This is a genomic window from Rosistilla carotiformis (genome assembly GCF_007753095.1).
In the GTDB taxonomy this organism is placed as follows: domain Bacteria; phylum Planctomycetota; class Planctomycetia; order Pirellulales; family Pirellulaceae; genus Rosistilla; species Rosistilla carotiformis.
Map to the genome: position 1 here is coordinate 5,288,035 of NZ_CP036348.1, position 16,944 is coordinate 5,304,978.

Annotated in this window: 11 protein-coding genes and 2 pseudogenes; 7 read left to right on the forward strand and 6 right to left on the reverse strand. The window is 57.7% G+C overall.

Annotation, left to right across the window (positions count from 1 at the left end; all coding sequences use genetic code 11):
* Positions 1-3: 3 nt before the first annotated feature.
* Positions 4-1,554, reverse strand: a complete 1,551-nt coding sequence (locus tag Poly24_RS19155; protein WP_145099216.1) for an outer membrane beta-barrel protein — start codon at positions 1,552-1,554, stop codon at positions 4-6.
* Positions 1,555-2,011: 457 nt separating this feature from the next.
* Between Poly24_RS19155 and hemP the strand changes: the two genes are divergently transcribed.
* The 3 genes from hemP (at position 2,012) to Poly24_RS19165 (ending at position 3,600) form a co-directional block, all read left to right on the forward strand.
* Entirely contained in the window at positions 2,012-2,188 is a 177-nt protein-coding gene (hemP, locus tag Poly24_RS19160) for a hemin uptake protein HemP (protein WP_145099219.1), read from the forward strand.
* Positions 2,189-2,198: 10 nt separating this feature from the next.
* Positions 2,199-2,369 (forward strand): hypothetical protein, encoded by a 171-nt coding sequence (locus Poly24_RS27140; protein ID WP_197452020.1) that lies wholly within the window; start codon positions 2,199-2,201, stop codon positions 2,367-2,369.
* A gap of 244 nt (positions 2,370-2,613) precedes the next feature.
* Complete coding sequence (locus Poly24_RS19165; RefSeq protein ID WP_145099222.1) at positions 2,614-3,600, forward strand: adenosine kinase; 987 nt, start codon at positions 2,614-2,616, stop codon at positions 3,598-3,600.
* Between the two features lie 106 nt (positions 3,601-3,706).
* Here the strand turns inward: Poly24_RS19165 and Poly24_RS19170 are convergent, their stop codons facing one another.
* Positions 3,707-4,627, reverse strand: coding sequence for a sugar phosphate isomerase/epimerase family protein (locus Poly24_RS19170; protein WP_145099226.1), 921 nt, complete (start codon positions 4,625-4,627; stop codon positions 3,707-3,709).
* Positions 4,628-5,030: 403 nt separating this feature from the next.
* Between Poly24_RS19170 and Poly24_RS19175 the strand changes: the two genes are divergently transcribed.
* The 4 genes from Poly24_RS19175 (at position 5,031) to Poly24_RS19190 (ending at position 11,143) form a co-directional block, all read left to right on the forward strand.
* Positions 5,031-7,013 carry an HlyD family efflux transporter periplasmic adaptor subunit gene (locus Poly24_RS19175; RefSeq protein ID WP_145099229.1) on the forward strand — a complete coding sequence of 661 codons (1,983 nt, stop codon included), beginning with the start codon at positions 5,031-5,033 and terminating at the stop codon, positions 7,011-7,013.
* 90 nt (positions 7,014-7,103) lie between these two features.
* Positions 7,104-8,048 carry an HlyD family secretion protein gene (locus tag Poly24_RS19180; RefSeq protein WP_197452022.1) on the forward strand — a complete coding sequence of 315 codons (945 nt, stop codon included), beginning with the start codon at positions 7,104-7,106 and terminating at the stop codon, positions 8,046-8,048.
* Positions 8,045-10,102 carry an efflux RND transporter periplasmic adaptor subunit gene (locus tag Poly24_RS19185; RefSeq protein WP_145099235.1) on the forward strand — a complete coding sequence of 686 codons (2,058 nt, stop codon included), beginning with the start codon at positions 8,045-8,047 and terminating at the stop codon, positions 10,100-10,102. Before Poly24_RS19180 ends, Poly24_RS19185 begins: the two co-directional genes overlap by 4 nt.
* Positions 10,103-10,267: 165 nt before the next feature.
* A complete protein-coding gene (locus tag Poly24_RS19190) occupies positions 10,268-11,143 on the forward strand; it encodes an MIP/aquaporin family protein (protein WP_145099238.1) in 876 nt (291 codons plus the stop codon).
* 129 nt (positions 11,144-11,272) lie between these two features.
* On the opposite strand, the gene Poly24_RS19195 is transcribed toward Poly24_RS19190, so the two are convergent.
* The 4 genes and pseudogenes from Poly24_RS19195 to Poly24_RS27945 form a co-directional block, all read right to left on the reverse strand.
* Positions 11,273-12,634: a 3-deoxy-D-manno-octulosonic acid transferase gene (locus tag Poly24_RS19195; RefSeq protein WP_231753230.1), complete on the reverse strand. Its 1,362-nt coding sequence runs from the start codon at positions 12,632-12,634 to the stop codon at positions 11,273-11,275.
* Between the two features lie 153 nt (positions 12,635-12,787).
* Positions 12,788-14,461 (reverse strand): SEC-C metal-binding domain-containing protein, encoded by a 1,674-nt coding sequence (locus Poly24_RS27935; RefSeq protein WP_449314251.1) that lies wholly within the window; start codon positions 14,459-14,461, stop codon positions 12,788-12,790.
* Positions 14,447-15,295, reverse strand: a pseudogene (locus Poly24_RS27940) (preprotein translocase subunit SecA); the annotation flags it as partial. The pseudogene Poly24_RS27940 and the gene Poly24_RS27935, both read right to left, overlap by 15 nt.
* Positions 15,269-16,495: pseudogene (locus Poly24_RS27945) on the reverse strand (preprotein translocase subunit SecA); the annotation flags it as partial. The pseudogenes Poly24_RS27945 and Poly24_RS27940, both read right to left, overlap by 27 nt.
* Between the last annotated feature and the right edge of the window lie 449 nt (positions 16,496-16,944).

Sequence of the window (16,944 nt, forward strand, 5' to 3'; positions counted from 1 at the left end):
GTCTTAGATTCGCAAGATCGCATCGATTCCCAGCATGAACTGGTTGTCGTCGTTGCCATCGTCAAACGGTTGACGGACGGCAGTGCCATCGAACCAATCGGCCCGCAGTTCAGGGCGAATCGTTAGGCTCTTGGAAACCGCTAGATTCAAACCGGCCGACAGGCTGTAGAAGTCGCCCACAAATGGCGGATCGTTGGGGTTACTGGATCGGTTCAAACCGACGCGTGTCCCCTCTTCGTCGCGGAACCATTCGAACCGCAACGCACCCTTCACGCAGTCGCTGAAGCTGTAGGTGAGGTATTGGTCGATTCCGTACCAATCGGCTCGGCTGCCGTCGGCGGCACCCTCTTCTTGGAAGCCCAACCAGTGATGGAACACGTAGTCCAAACGTTTGGTCACGGGCAACGCCATCAACCAGCTGTAACGTGTGCGGTTGGTGAAGTCGGGATTCAATGCGTTGCCAGAGAGGTTGTTGCTCGAATCGCCCGTCGTGATCGCAAACGAGGTCCACGCATTGCTCGACTGAGAATCGTAGCGGACCTTCCCGATGAAGCCGGGCTTATCGCTCTCGCGATCTAACGAATCCCAGCCGTTGTGAATTCCCAGGTTAAAGCTCAACGCGTCGGTTGGGCGGACGTTCAACTGGGCACCCCAGTGAGTGAACGGACCGGCAAATTGGTAGCTGTAGGATTTGCTGTAGAAGAAGTTATCCGGTGCCATGACTCCTTCGTAACCGACAACCGAATAGAAGTGACCGACCTGCAGCGAGACGTCTTCGTTTCCCATCGAAACATAAGCTTGTGGCAATGCCAAGCCATAATATTCGCCGTTCCAGCGAGCCGACCCATCGTCGCGGCGTTCCAAACCGTTGGACTGAGCCAACAAGTAGTCTTCGCCGTAGAGAATATCAATGCGGCCACCGATGCCAGCGCCATCACGTGGCAGCCGTTTCTCGACGATCATGTACAGCTGGTTCAACATCCCTTCGTTGCTACGATCGACAGCGTTGTAGGGCCCGTTGAACTTGCTGTCAGGGCTCGACGTGTTTCCGATGAAGCCGGCATCGACCCAACCCGAAATGTTCCAACCGCTGTGATTTCCTCCCAGCAATCCCAGCCCGAACAGGCCGTCGGCACAGCAACTGTCGCCACCAGCACTGTCGCAAAACAGTCCCCCCTTGCCGCAGCCGGAACCCCATCCGTCGCATCCCGCACCGGAACCGCTGTTGCAGCCGGCACCGCATCCGTCGCAACCGGCGATGGAACCGCTGTTGCAGCCGGCACCGCATCCGTCGCAACCGGCGATGGAACCGCTGTTGCAGCCGGCACCGCATCCGTCGCAACCGGCGTTGGAACCGCTGTTGCAACCGGATCCACACCCGTCGCAATCAGAAGCGAGGCCGCTACTGCAACCGGCAGCACAACCATCACCACGAATCATTCCGGCATCGCATTCGGAACCCGAACAGCTGGCGGGGTTGCCAGCCCATAAGGCGCTGTGTTGTGTGGCAATCGCCAGGGCGATCGACAGCGCACCCAAGATACTTTTCCGCATCGTTATAGTTTCCCATCCTTGGAAGAACTTACGTGAAACACTGAACACCTTTGTTATCTACAAAAGTGTATGTCTCGGAATCGTCTCGGGCTGATCCGCGGGAACACGCAATGCCTAGGCTTGGCACTAAAATTGTTAAAATGCGATCTCCCATTGCGACAATTCGGAATCAATTACCAAGTCTCCTCAACCCCACCCACCCACGCAGCCCTTTGTCCGGAACCAGCGAATCGAACGGCGTGCATCGCTTGCCTATCCTGCCCAATAGCACCCCATCGCTTTGAAAAGCGACGGCCCGAAAACGCATTTAATGAGAATCAGTATCATTACTGTCTTGCATGGGGCACCATTTTTCACAACAATGGCAGCGTAAATGATTTTTGAAGCCACCCGCCGCAGCGCGGTTGCGACGGTTTCTAAGAATCGAGACTTCCCGCCGTCAATCGGACCCTACGCAATGGACTCGCCTAAGCCCCCCGTCGACCTCGCCCATCTCGGCGGCGCGGCGATCCTCCCCAAAGTATTCGAGTTTTCCACGCTATCGGGAGATCGGCAGGAGGTTTGGATCGAGCTGGACGGGATCACCTACCGGTTGCGGAAGACCCGCCAAGGCAAACTAATCCTTACGAAATGAGATCCTGTCGATGGCCAAAGAACTCTGCAAACTTAAGAAGTCATTGCGTGGCGAAATCGGGATGTACGTCCGTTTGATCGATCAACCGACCCACGTCTGCCTGAAGTGTGGACGCGCCGCGAACGATAAAAAGCTGCTCTGCAAACCACAGAGCATTGCCTCCGCGATGCAAAAGGCTTAAACGCAGTAGCCCCGTTTGGCGGCAAACGCCACGACATTGAACTCTTTCTTCGCGGACTCTCCGATCGCTGCGAACCCTCGCGTTGGGAGCGGGTGGGTTGGACAGGTGCCGCTAGTCGGCTTCAAGCGTTATAAACAAACCTCCCCGGACATCCGTCCGGCGGTCTCCCGGTTTGTTGCGCTCGCGATGTTCGTTCCCCGCGAACCGGCTTCCTACGCATTCCTTTTAACCCAACCAAATGACAATGAAGTACGACGTATACGGCGTTGGAAACGCCTTGGTAGATATTCAAGCCCGCGTCAGCGACCAAGTCTTGGCCGCCACAGGATTCGACAAAGGGATCATGACGCTGGTCGACGACATCCAACAGCAAAGCGTGCTGTCGAGTTTGGGCGACGTTTCGCTGAACCGCTGTGCGGGCGGATCGGCAGCGAACACGATCGTCGGAATCGCCGACTTTGGCGGCAAGGTCGCCTACGCGGGGAAGGTCAGCGGCGATGAAGTCGGTGGCTTCTTTCTGAAAGACATGCGGGAACTGGGCGTTACGATCGAAGTCGCCCCTGCGGAATCGGGACCGACCGGAACCTGTGCGGTTTTGATCAGCGAAGACGCGCAGCGAACGATGCTGACCAATCTTGGCGTCTCGATCACGCTCAGCGAAGCCGACATCGACGAAGCGGAAATCGCCCAGGCGAAATACCTGTACGTCGAAGGCTATCTATTGACCGGCGAATCGACCAAAGCGGCTGCTTACAAGGCGATCGATTGCGCCAAGCGGAACAACGTCAAAGTGGCCTTCACCGCATCGGATCCCTTTTTGGTAAACACGATGCGCGACGAGATCTGGAGCCTGATCGAAGGGCCCGTCGACCTGTTCTTCTGCAACGAAGAAGAGGCGAAGAGCCTGACGAAACTAACCGATCCGATCGCGTGCGCCGCAGAGATTCACAAGCACTGCGAAAACGTTGCGATGACCTTAGGGGCCAACGGATCGATCATCATGCATGGCGGTGAATCGTTCCCGATCGAAGGTGTCGCGACCGACGCGATCGACACCACGGGCGCTGGCGACATGTATGCCGGCGGCGTGTTGTACGGCATCACCAACGGTTTGTCGTGGAAACAAGCGGGGCATTTGGGATCGCACGCGGCCAGCCGCATCGTATCGCAGCTGGGCGCCCGCATGGAAAAGAAGTTCAGCCCCGAAGAGATTAAGCAACTGATGGCCTAGTCGCCACGCAGTTGTCCAATCAACCAATGCTCTGGCAGGCGAATTCCTGCCAGAGTCGATGATGGCGTGTCTGCGGCCACCTAATACGGCGGGCCGACCGACTATCTTATTGGAAGCGTTCCAGCAGCTTCTTGGTCAATCGAATACCTTCGTATTCGTCCGGCGTTCCGCCTTCCCATTCGATTCCGACCCAGCCGTCGTAGCCGGTAGCCAGGACGATCTCCATCAAGCGAGCGTAGTCCAGATTGGCTTCGTTCCCCTGGTCGTCGAACTTGTGTGCCTTGGCGCTAACCGCCTTCGCGTACGGCATCAATTCCTTGGTCCCAAGGTAATTGTCGTATTTTTCGCCGGTTCCACGATTGATGTAGAAGTTGCCGAAGTCGGGGAGCGTTCCGCAGTTGTCCAGTCCGACCATCTCGATCGTGCCCGCAAGCCATTTGCCGTTGGACGACAGGCCACCATGGTTTTCCACGATCACATTCAAACCGTGCGGCTTGGCAAATTCGCTCAAACGGCGAAGGCCATCGGAAGCCAGTTTCTGTTGTTCTTCGTATTCGCCCGAACTGCCGGCGTTGACGCGAACGCTGTGGCAGCCGAGTTCCTTGGCCGCTTCGACCCACTTGTAATGGTTCTCGACAGCTTGCGTTCGCTTCTTGTCGTCGGGATCGCCCAAGCGACCTTCGCCATCGATCATGATCAACAGCTGCTTGACGCCATTGTCCTCGGCTCGCTTATTCAATTCGGCAAGATACGCCGCGTCTTTCGCTTTGTCCTTAAAGAACTGGTTCACATATTCGATCCCCTCGATGCCAAATTCATTTTTGGCCGTCTCTGCGAATTGCAAGTTGTCCAATTTGCCGCCGCGAATCGTGCGATGCAGCGACCATTCGGCCAGCGAGATCTTGAACTTTGGTTTCGTTGCAGCTTGTGCAAACGCCGACGAGCCAAGGCTGCTGAGCGAAAATGCCGCGGCGCTGGCGGCGATACCGGTGCGGAGGAATCCGCGACGACTGGTAGCTTGAACCATGGAAGTTGTTCCTTGAAGGATTGTGGGAATGATCGGTCCGCTTATGGATAGCTAAGGGGGCCATCAAGCCCCGCCTCCGATGCGTCCTGGAGTTAAAGGTAGTGTAGTCAAAAAGCTCTCGAGCGTGTTGCCCCCATTCGTCCGAAGCCCTCGCTGGCTTTGTGATAACACCGCCGTCTCTCTTCTGGTTGCATGCAATTTGTCCGTCGCCATCGCGGTCGCCCCCCAAAGAACCAGAAGATCCTGCAATCTCGTCTTCCGCGTGAGTTTGTAGCGGCGGAAATGTTTCGGGTTTGCTAGCGTGCCCCTGTTTGGCCGATAGGGGTTATTGGTCGATTTCGCGTGGATTTCTCCGCCCCCATCGAAGCCTTCTCCAAACCAACAAGCTGGCACAGGCAGACGCATGGAAACACTTTGTCCGAACGAACCGTTTCGCTTCTCGGCCCAGTCTCCGACTGCGACCGGTAGCGGCAACGCGTCGAACGAGGACTTGGTGCTCCAGACACGCCGCGAAATCCAACGCTTGGTTCGCGAAGCCTCCGATTTGGTTCACAGCAGCCGCGACGCAAAGACCTTTTGGCCTGCATTTTTGGACCGCGTTCATCGGGCCACGGCCGCAAACGAAGTCAGTCTCTGGAGCATGCACGAAGAGCTTGCCGTCCAGGGGAATCGCGTGGGGCAACCCTCGCATCCCGATGGCGATGCCGAATCGGTCCGCTGTCACGCTCAATTGGTCGCAGAAGTTGCGGCGAGAGGCGAACCGGTGTTGGTTCCACCGACGGCAGAAAGCTCCGATCACACGCAGGCCAGCAACACGACCGATTCGTTGGCCGTGTTGGTACCGATCTTGGTCGATGGCCGCAGTGAAGCGGTTCTCGAGGTCTTGATGCCAACCGGCGGCGGACTGGCAACGCAACGCGGGTACTTACGCTTCGCGGCTCAGATGGGCGATTTGGCGGGAGAGTTCTTGAGGGCGGAAACGCTGCGACAATCTCGGTTGGACGAACAAGCATGGGTTCGATTGGGGCGCAACGTCGCCAACTTGCATCGTTCGCTATCCTTCGATCAGACCGCCGCGGGGATCGTCGATATCGCGGCAGCGACCTTTGAGATCGACCGCGTCAGTTTACTGCGGCGCGACGGCAGCCATTGGCGAGTGGTCGCGATCAGCGGCGTCCCGGACTTCGACAGCCACGCGCCGACCGTGAAAGCCCTGGCCGGATATGTCGCTGTGCATCAAACGTCCAACCAGAGCGCATCGTGGGAAACCGATTCGATCGATACGGCCGGGGACATCATCCCGGTGGTCGGACGTTTACCGCTGGGCCCGTCGGCAATGTTGTTGTTGCAACGAACGGGAGATCCGTTGACTGTGGCCCAACAGCAACGTTGGCTCGCCTTTGCCGATCATGCCGCATCGGCATGGGCCAACACCGATCGCTTCGAATCGATTCCTTGCGCCTCGCTGCAATCGCAGCTGTTCACCGCCGGGGGACGTGTCGAGGGCTCGCGTCGGAAGCTTCTCCTTGCCAGCGCAATCGCGGTGCTGTTGGCCTTCATCGCCATGCTGCCAGTCCCGATGGTCGTTTCCGCCGATGGCAAGTTGGAGCCGGTGGACAAACAAATCGTTTACGCGCCACGGAATGCCGTGGTCACCAAAGTGCATGTCGAACACGGCGACATGGTTCGCCCAGGCGACCTGTTGGCCGAAATGATTGACCCCCAATTAGATCAACAAATCGACGACTGCCTTGGGCAGCAGAACGTCTTGGAAGAACGCGATCGCGAACTGAAAGCCATGATGATTTCCATGGCGCGGAAATCGAGCGAAGAACGCGAAAGGATCGAAGGCGAATTTCGAATCGTCCAACAGAAACGTGATGGCATCGCGAGGCAGTTGCAGTTATTGCAGGATCAGCGGGCGGAATTGACCCTCCGAGCCGATCAAGCGGGCCAAATCATCGGCTGGCAAATCCAGCAGGAATTGACCGATCGCCCGGTCCACCGCAGCCAGAAACTGTTGCAAGTTGTCGATCCCGATGGACGGTGGGTTGTCCATGCGGGCGTCCCTCAGCAACGGATCGATCATGTGCTGGGTGCGATCGATGCGAGCGAGGCGGATGTCGATGTCCAATTGATTTTTCGGTCGTTCCCCAACCAACCGATTGCGGGCGCTTTGCGCAACGTGGGCCTGGCCGCGGTGACGTCGGAATCGGAAGCCGCGGTGGGAATGGCGGAGATCCGGGTGGAAACTGCGGCGCTCCCGATTCGCGAACCGGGAGCCACCGCGACCGTGGCGATTCCCTGTGGCCGCAAGCCCTTGGTTTATGTCGCCTTTCAAGATTTGATCCGGACCGTGTCCGAAGCGATTGGTGTTTATCTGTAGGTTGTCCCAACAACGTACCCGCGTACCGCAATGAATTATAAAATCCTAAACGACCGTCGCCCGCCAACTCCGCATCCGAGTTCCCATCCGATGTCACTGTCGACACGATGTTGGAGCCGACGCGTCGCGATTGCGGCGATGCGCGCGAGGCTGCTGATCGTGGTCGTCGCGACGACGATTGCGTCGCACGGTTTCGCGCAGTCGTCGGCGGCGGCGATCGACGTCGAAGACTGCGCGGTTCGATTTGCCGAAGAAATTCGCATACCCGCCGTCGAAGCGGGACGGGTTGTCGAAGTCAGGGTACAGGTGAACGACATCGTAACGGCGACACAGATGCTCGCGCGCCAAGATGATTCGGCGGCACTGCTGCGACGTCGGGCCGCGGTTTGGCAACAGACGGCCGCTCGCGAAGCAACCAGCGATGAAGTCGATTTGGATTATGCCAAAGCGTTGTATGCCGAAGCGGTTGCACAGCGCGACGCCGACTCCTCCATTTATCAAAAAGGTGGCGGTTCGTTGCGCACACTCCGACAGAGCGAATTAGGTGTGGAGCGTGCTCGTTTAGAAATCGCGCGGGCGGAGAAAGCGTTACGGTTGGCCCAGATCCAATATGAACTGCGTTCTGCGGAACTGACCGCGATCGACGATCAATTGAATCGATTGAAGATCGCGTCACCAATCGCAGGGGTGATCCTTTCACTGGACCGTCGTGCAGGGGAATGGATCAAAGAGGGGGAGACGATAGCGACCGTGGCGCGAATGGATCAATTGCGGATCGACGCGTTCTTGTCGGTCCAGCAGTTGCCGCCTCAGCAGGCGGCCGGCTTGCAGGTCAGTGTCGTTTGGCAAAACGGCGACCAGAGGCATCAATTGCGTGGCGTGATCGATTCGGTCGATCCGCAGATCTTGACCGGTCAACGTTACCGACTGCACGCGACGATTGAAAACAAGCGGTCGGGGAATGCCTGGGTGTTGGTTCCTGGGATGGAAGTTGCGATGCAGGTCCATCCCGAACGGAAGGACCGCGAGAATTGACCCCTCCGATCGATGTTGCCGATGCGCCGCAGCGCCCCGCCGATTCGCGATCGGACCGGAGCACGACCGGCGATGCGCCGCGAGTTCGGATGCGATCGGATCTTCATGCGACGGCCACGTATCATCAGGGGCGTCGGTATTGGTTGATTCGAGATCCGTTGGCGCGTCAGGTCGTGCGATTGTCGGAGACCGATTATCAGCAACTGCAGCAAATCGAGGACGCCGATCCGGGATTGATCGCCGAAGCGGCTGAGCAGCAGTTGCTGCAAGGTGTTCGGCCATCGCGGCGTGGCCATTCTGAAAGCCGCTTTAATCCGTTCTATATCCGTCTGCCCGGCGTCGACCCCGAGGGCTTGCTTGGTTGGTTGGTCCCACGCACGCGATGGTTGTTCGGCATTCGCGCTGTCCTGTTTTGGGGCGTGATCATGGCGTTGGCGATGGCGATGGTGCTAACCCACAGCCGCCAATTCGTGCAGGCGTTGCCATCGTTCCATACGTTCTTCGGTCCTCAGAACTGGCTATCGTTGGCGGTGACGATTCTGGCGACCAAAGTGCTTCACGAATTGGCCCACGGAATCGTCTGCCGTCGGTTTGGGGCTCGGTGTCCCGAGATCGGCGTGCTGTTGTTGTGCGGAACGCCATGCATGTATTGCGACGTGACCGATACGTGGTCGCTGCCCAGCCGCTGGCAACGCGCCGCGGTAATGCTGGCCGGCGTTTATGTCGAAGCGATCCTTGCCGCCGTGGCGACTTTGATCTGGTGGTTCGCGCGGGTCGGGCCGGTCTATTTCACGTGCATGAATTTAATGTTTGTATGCGGCGTCAGTACGCTGGTCTTTAATATGAATCCGTTGATGCGGTTCGACGGCTATTATGTCCTCAGCGATTTGGTCAATGTCCCCAACCTTCGCAGCCAAGCGGCGGTGGCGTGGCGATCGGTGGTCCTTGCGCCGTTGGGTGGCGATGCCTTTCGCAACGCTTCACCACGGCGACCTCGCGGCGCACGCTGGCTTGTCTTGTTCCATGCCGCATCGACCGCGTGGCGGTGGATGGCCGTGGTGGCAATCGCTTATTGGGTGATCGCCGTGGCCGACACGGCACGGTTGTTGCCGTTTGGGTATTTGGCCGCATGCGGTTTGATCGCAGCGGCGGTGATGCCGATGTTTCGAAAGGGGATCGGTTTAGCGAGTGGAGACGACGCTTGGAAGGGAGTCCATCGAATGCGACGTGCAATTTTGGTAACAGCTTTCGCAGCCGGATTGCTCGCGATCCTTTTCGTCCCGTTGCCACGGCGATTATCAGCGACTGGGATCGTGGATTATTCCGACGCAACCACGCTGTACGTTCGCAGCGAAGGGCGGGTCGATCGCGTGCAAGTCGAATTTGGACAACCGGTGGAGGCCGGGCAAACGATCATCCAGCTGGAGAGTCCCTCCTTGCGAAAGGAACAAATGGAACTGGTCTCTCAAAACGCGGAGGCCCGTCTGCGGGTGGTATCGCTGCGCCGCCGCGCGCTTTCGAATCCTGACCTGATGGAACAATGGGACAGCCAGCAAGCGACTGCAGAGAGCCTGCAACAACGCGTTGCGTATCTCGATCGCCAGGTCCAGCAACTGGCGATTCAAAGTACCGCCGCGGGTGTGGTGCTTCCGATGATCGACCCCGACCGGGCGGCAAGGATTTCGTTGGACGAGTTAACCGGTCAACATCTGACCGAAGGTACCAAGCTGTGCCGGATCGGCGACCCGCTTCGGCGAGAGGTTGTTTTGGAACTGGACGCCGATGCCCGGTCAGCGATCGAACCGGGCAGCCGGGTGCGGGTTCGATTCGATCAGAATGGTGTTGGCGTTGTCGTGACCCGAGTGGATGCGATTTCGGAAATTCGCCGCGGAGGCGATGCGCTGGCAACGGGCGAAGTCGAAAAGTTTCGGGTCGTTTGCAAACTGCCCAACACAACGACGGCGCTTGCAGGAACCCAGGTCCGTGCGAAAGTGACGGCTTCCCCCCAACCACTCATCCATCGAATCGTGCGGGCATGGCGTGAGACCTTCTAAAATCGATGCCCCCGCAACGGCTTGACGAGCGGATGGTGAGCGTTCCACCGATTGCAGATCGCTGCGTTGCTTTCCCGATTGGTTCGTGCGAAACTAGCGGCCCCTGTCGATGACAGGGTGAGCTGAATCGCTGATGCACCGTTCACACCGTGAGACCTCCTGCAGATGTCCAATCGCCCGCTGCCTGCTTGTTGTATTGCCGAGACGTTAGGCACGTTTCTGTTAGTGTTTTTTGGATGCGGTGCAGTCCACGTGGCGGTACTAACCGGTGACCTGCAGGGCTTGTGGCAAGTCGGGATCGTCTGGGGTGTTTCGATCATGTTGGCGATCTACGTGGTTGGTTCGATCAGCGGCGCCCATATCAATCCCGCCATCACGCTGGGCCTGGCGACTTGGGGCTTGTTTCCGTGGTCGCGGGTCCCCGGGTACGTGCTGTCTCAAATGTTAGGCGCGATTCTGGCGGCGGCCGTGTTGTTCACGCTGTTCGAACCCTATCTGGCGGCGAAGGAAGCGCAAAAGGGAATCGTCCGTGGCGGGGCAGGAAGCGAATTGACGGCGATGTGTTATGGTGAATACTTCCCGAATCCGGGAGGCATGGCGGGCAGCCCCGACAGCTACGACGCAGCCGTTCACGCCGACCACAACAAATTGGTCACCGAACCGCTCGCGTGCCTGATCGAAGTGATCGGAACCGCGATCCTCGCGTTGGTCGTGATGGCGGTCACCGATTCAAAAAATCAACAGGGCCCTGGTGCCTTCGCTCCCGTCTTCATCGGCCTCACCGTCGCGGCGTTGATCTGCGTGATCGCTCCGCTGACGCAGGCCTGCTTTAATCCGGCACGCGACTTCGGCCCGAGGCTGTTCGCTTATTTTGCCGGCTGGGGTTCGATTGCGATCCCAGGAGCTCAGGGGACTGGATTTCTGACCGTCTATATTGTCTCGCCGATCGTGGGGGCGTTGCTGGGGACCGGGCTTTACCAGGGCATGCTGGGACGTTGGGTCGGTCAACACGAAGCGGCCGCCCCTAGCGAAGCCGCCTAGTTGCGACGGATCCACGACTCGGCAACGTCTTAATAACAACCGGGCCGCGATCCACGATGCCCCCGTGTCCGAGCGCGTCTTGCGACGGATGTTCGTGGTGTGCTGCGCGGCCCTTTGTTCAGCAGCCTGCTACGCTGCATGCCGGGCGGGGATGCTTTGCACCGGTGGCAACATTTGTTCGATGACGGAGATCGTGCGGTCGATTGCTCCCTGGCCCCCAACGACGAGAACTTGGGCACGCTGGCCCTGTTGGCGGCGCGCGACCGGGTTCTCGATGCAATTGCTGACAAACTGTTCCATCGCAGCCTTATCGTTTACGACGGTCGCCGCATCGGCCGCCAGCAATTGGGCGACGATATCGCGAAAGTTTTTTGTGTTGGGGCCAAACGAAACCGCAGCGCCGAAGCCCGCCGGTTCGAGCATGTTCTGCCCACCACGCGACCCCATGCTGCCACCGACAAAGGCGATGTCGGCAAGCCCCCACCAACACCCCAGTTCACCGATCGTGTCGACCAATAGCACGGTGTCGCTAGGCCACGATTCGGCAGGTGTTTGTAATTCGCTACGGCGACGCAGCTTCATTCCCGCCCCAACCACTTGATCGGCAACGGCATGAAAACGCTCGGGGTGCCGCGGTACCAGAACCAATCGCAATTGAGGGAACCGCGAGGAGAGACGTCGATAGACGTCAAGCGCAATCCGCTCTTCAGGCGATTGCGTGCTGCCGGCAATCCATACAATCTGGTCTTTGCTGGCGGCCGATAGTTTCCGCAACGCGATCACATCGGGGGCGTGGCGATCGGTGCGCGCGCCATCGAATTTAATCGACCCGGTAACACGGATGCGACTGTGGTCGACGCCAAGTTGCAAGAACCGGCGGGCATAGGTTTCGTCTTGAGCCAGGACCAGCGAGAGCCGTCGAAACGTTGGTCGCAGCAACGACGCGACGCGGCGATAACCGCGGAAACTGCGTTCGCTGAGCCGTGCGTTGAGGACAACCACTTCGGATTGCTTCTGCCGCGCAATACAGATCAGGTTTGGCCAAAGCTCCAATTCACTGAGCACCAGGACATTGGGTCGAATGCGGCGAAACGCGCGGCGAACGGCCCAGCTGAAATCCAACGGGCAATAGAAAACGCAGTGGTCTGGGAACCGTGAACGGGCCAATTGCATGCCGGTCGCGGTCGTTGTGCTGATCACGATCTGCATGTCGGGGCGCGCTTGCGCCAAGCGTTTGACGACATTCGTCAACAGGTTGACTTCCCCCACACTGACCGCGTGCAACCAAGCACAGGGCGCGTCGCCGTCGCGACTGGGAACGTTGCCAAACAATTTCGCAGACCATCCGCTGCGGTATTTCCCCGTCTGGACCGACCGCCAAACGAGTATCGGCGAGACGACGATCGCCACCAACAGATACACAATGTTCAACAGATAGGTCATCTCAGCATCCTTGCCATATTCCGCCACACGCACCGGCCGGAAACACATCCATGATTTCCCGATGGCCTTACGATTCAACCATGAACCGCGCGGGCGACGCAATAGCCATGTGAGGTACTGCTGATTTTCACACAAGGCAAATGCGAGTCACGGAGTTCGGAACTCGATTGCTCGCATTGCATGGCGATCGGCTGGCCCCGTTTAGGCGATGGAGTCGTGCCGTTTGCAACACGCTTTGAACTTCTTCCCACTGCCACAGGGGCACTTATCGTTCGGGCGAATCTTTTCGCCGCGATTGCGGACCGGTTCGATCTTCACCTCTCCCTCTTGGCTGGCACTCGCGGCACGATTCGCGGCGCTGGCATCGTCTCCGTCTCCGATCAGCCCGCTAGGCGTGTCGTCGTGGCGCTCGTGCGTGGCCACAAACGTGCTACGAACAAATTCTTCGTTCAAGCTTTCCATTCGGAAGATCAGATCGGTCGTGCGTTCGCCAATCGAGGTCCACATGGTTTCAAACAAACGCATGCCTTCGCGTTTGTATTCGACTTTGGGATCCAATTGAGCATAGCTCTTCAAGGAAACGCTACTGCGCAAATGGTCCATCGCGAGCAGGTGATCTTTCCACGCGGTGTCGACGATGTTCAACAGCACCTGGCGTTCCATGCGACGCATTTCCGGATGAAAGCGTTCATCGACCGCACCTTCGACGGTTCGCAACATCGTGCTGCGATCCATCCGTGCGATCTCATCCTTGGGAACGTGAACACGCAATTCCTCGTGCATCCATTGGGTCAATGCTTCCAACGAACCGTCGTTGCCCGCGGCGATGGTCGCCGTAGTTCCCTCGTCGGCTCCGGCAAACAAATCGTCGACGCGTTTCCGCGCTTTGAGGTGCATGTCCCCTGCGACGTTGGTCGATCGGCTGCTGTAATCGACTAGCAATTGCTTCAGTTCATCGCGTTGCAGGCCGCGCAAATCTTCAACGGACACATCGACGCCAAAACGATCTTGCGCCCACAGGGCGAGCCCTTCGCGATCGATCCGAGATTGACCACCGGAGACTTCGCAGAACCGTGACAATCCCGTTAAAATCGGGTACTCGGCCTCTTTGACGGTGTAAGCCTGTTTGGCACGATCGACCAGCAAAGCTTTGATCTCTTTGGTTTCCAAGTCGCGCATTTCATCGACGGTAACTTCGATCCCAAACTTATCGCGAACCCAATTCGCAATGGTTTGCAGGCCAAAGTCGGCAGCCAAGAACATTTCACCGGGCGTCAGGTCGACACGCGAGATCGATTTGCCAGCAGCCATCGTCAACTCTTCTTCGAGCTTGTGACGTTCCAATTGCTTCAAATCTTTGTCGCGGTAGTTGGTTCCGTATTTGGTGTTGCACCAATTGACCAACGCATTCCAATTCCAATCGGCCGAGTCCTCTTCGTAGGGCAAGTTCTCTTCGACCGCTTCGAGGACCATCGCTTCGGCCGCCCGTTCCGCTTGGTCTTTCGCATACTGTTCGGCCGCCTGGTAGTCCATGTTGCGGAAGTCTTTGGGTTCCAACTGGCATCCCAATTGGCTACCGCTCCAGGCCGCAAAGGATTCAGCGCCGTAGTGCTCCGAGGCTAGGATATCGATGTAGTGATCGACCTGTCCCTGGATCTGTGAAAGGATCAATTCGCTGCAGCTGACGCCGTCGAGGATTTGTTGGCGGTAGGTGTAAACACGCTTCCGTTGTTCGTCCATGACTTCGTCGTATTCGAGCAAGCTTTTGCGGATTTCAAAGTTGCGTTCTTCGACCTTCTTTTGTGCCGATGCAATCCGCCGCGATACCATCGCGCTTTCGATCGCTTCCCCTTCGGTCATGCCCAATTTGACCATCACGCTCTTGACCCAATCGCCGGCGAAAATCCGCATCAGGTCGTCTTCAAGGGACAAGAAGAACCGACTGGAACCAAAATCGCCTTGGCGACCGCAACGTCCGCGCAACTGGAGATCGATCCGTCGCGATTCGTGGCGTTCGGTACCAATCACCATCAAACCGCCGCGGGTTCGAACTTCTTCGGCGGCTTCCTTCATCTTTTCACGTTCTTGGATCTCGCGAACCAACGTATCCCATTCGTCCTTGGGAACCTCCAAACGTGTCGGATATTTGTCTTGCAGTTGTGCCCAGGCCATCGTTTCAGGATTACCACCCAAGATGATGTCGGTACCGCGACCGGCCATGTTGGTCGCGATCGTAACCGCTCCGAGCCGGCCCGCCTGAGCAACGATTTCGGCTTCGCGCTTGTGCTGTTTGGCGTTAAGGACTTCGTGCTTGATGCCCCGTTTCTCTAACAGATGCCCCAACCGTTCACTCTTTTCGATCGACACGGTACCGACCAAAACAGGACGGCCGGAGCGCTCGATCGAGGCGATTTTGCTGCGCGGAACCTTTTCTTTGTTCTTTTCGCCCTTGGCAATGATCGTAACTTCGGCGTCCTCTTCGGACTGGATCACACCCCAGATTTCGGAGCCATCTTTCATTTCCAAGATGTCCCACTTTGCAGCCCGTTCGATTTCCAACGCCACCGCTTCGTATTTCTCTCGCTCGGACATGTAGATCACGTCCGGGTTTTCGATCCGTTTGAGAACGCGGTTGGTCGGGATCTCGACCACATCCAATTGGTAGATCTTCCAGAACTCGTTGGCCTCGGTCATCGCCGTACCGGTCATGCCCGAGAGCTTGTTGTACAGTTTGAAGAAGTTTTGCAGCGTGATCGTCGCCATCGTCTGCGTTTCTTCTTTGATCCGCACCCCTTCTTTGGCTTCGACCGATTGATGCAATCCGTCGGACCACTGGCGACCTTCCATCAGACGCCCGGTGAATTCATCGACGATCACGATCTGGCCGTCTTTGACAACATAGTTGACGTCGCGTTTATATAGATGCAGCGCCTTGAGCGAGTTGTCGATCAAGTGCGGCCATTCCATGTTGCCAGCGGTGTAGAAGCTTTCTACGCCCGCCAATTTTTCGGCTTCGCGGACGCCTTCGTCGCTGAGCGTGACGGAGTGATCTTTCTCGTTGACCTTGAAGTGCAGTTCTTTCTGCAATTGCTTGGCGATTCGATTCGCTTCGGCGTATTTCTGAGGATCGGTGTGTGCCGGTCCCGAGATGATCAACGGCGTCCGCGCTTCGTCGATCAAGATATTGTCGACTTCGTCGATGATCGCATAGTTCAGCGGCCCTTGGCTCTGCTGCATCTCTTTCGGGAACCGATCGTCGCCGCGAGCGGCGGGACGCATGTTGTCGCGAAGGTAATCGAATCCAAATTCGTTATTGGTTCCGTAAGTGATGTCGCACGCGTAGGCGGCTTGTCGCGCACTGGTGCTCATCCCACTTTGGATCGTACCGATGGTCAGCCCCATCCCCATGTACAACGGAGCCATCCATTCCATATCGCGGCGGGCCAAGTAATCGTTGACCGTGATCACATGGACGCCCTTGCCTTCCAACGCGTTGAGGTAGCAAGGGAGGGTGGCGACCAACGTCTTTCCTTCACCGGTGACCATTTCGGCGATCGCGCCCGAATGCAACACCATACCGCCGATCATCTGGACATCATAATGACGCATGTTCAGCCAACGCCGGCCGGCTTCGCGACAGACCGCAAACGCCTCTTCTAAGATGTCGTCGAGCGTTTCGCCCTCGCGCAACCGATTGCGGAACAATTGGGTTTGCTCGCGGAGCTCGTCGTCTCCCATGGCTTGATATTTTGGTTCAAGCGCATTGATCTGCTCGACCCGCGCCGAAAACTTTTTGATCTGTCGGGCGTTCTGCGACCCAAAAACCGCGGTCGCACCTCGCTCGACGAAGCCCAATAAGCCGCCGAAGACCAGGCCGAGCAATTCCCAGATGCGTTCCAATATAGCCATCGTATTCCTAATCCAGTCGTATCGATCATCCCTGGGGTGGCCGGTTCCCGGCTGCCCGTTGCAGGCGATTCCTTGCGCTACCCTTAATAGACAACACAATCGCGGGGAATCGCGGTACCTGCATTCCGCAAGGATTCGAAGACAACCTATTCATTGTTGTTTGAATGCTGCGCATGCGACAAAACGCCACGATCCATCGTGGTAAAACCTGCGGAACCGGTGCCCCTGCAGATCAATCCAGCCATCTCGCCAGCGGCGAACCGCCCAGGTCACTGACCTGCGGCGGCGATTCGGACCGTAAATGTCGACATGTTCTAAAGTTACGGGCTTGGAGAATTTGGGTCAACCGCGATCAATTGACGTCCCACCCGACCGGTTCGCCAGAATGGTTCGTATCGGTAGTACCGTAAGCGGTAAAATCGGCCTACATTTGGAACCAATTATTTCCG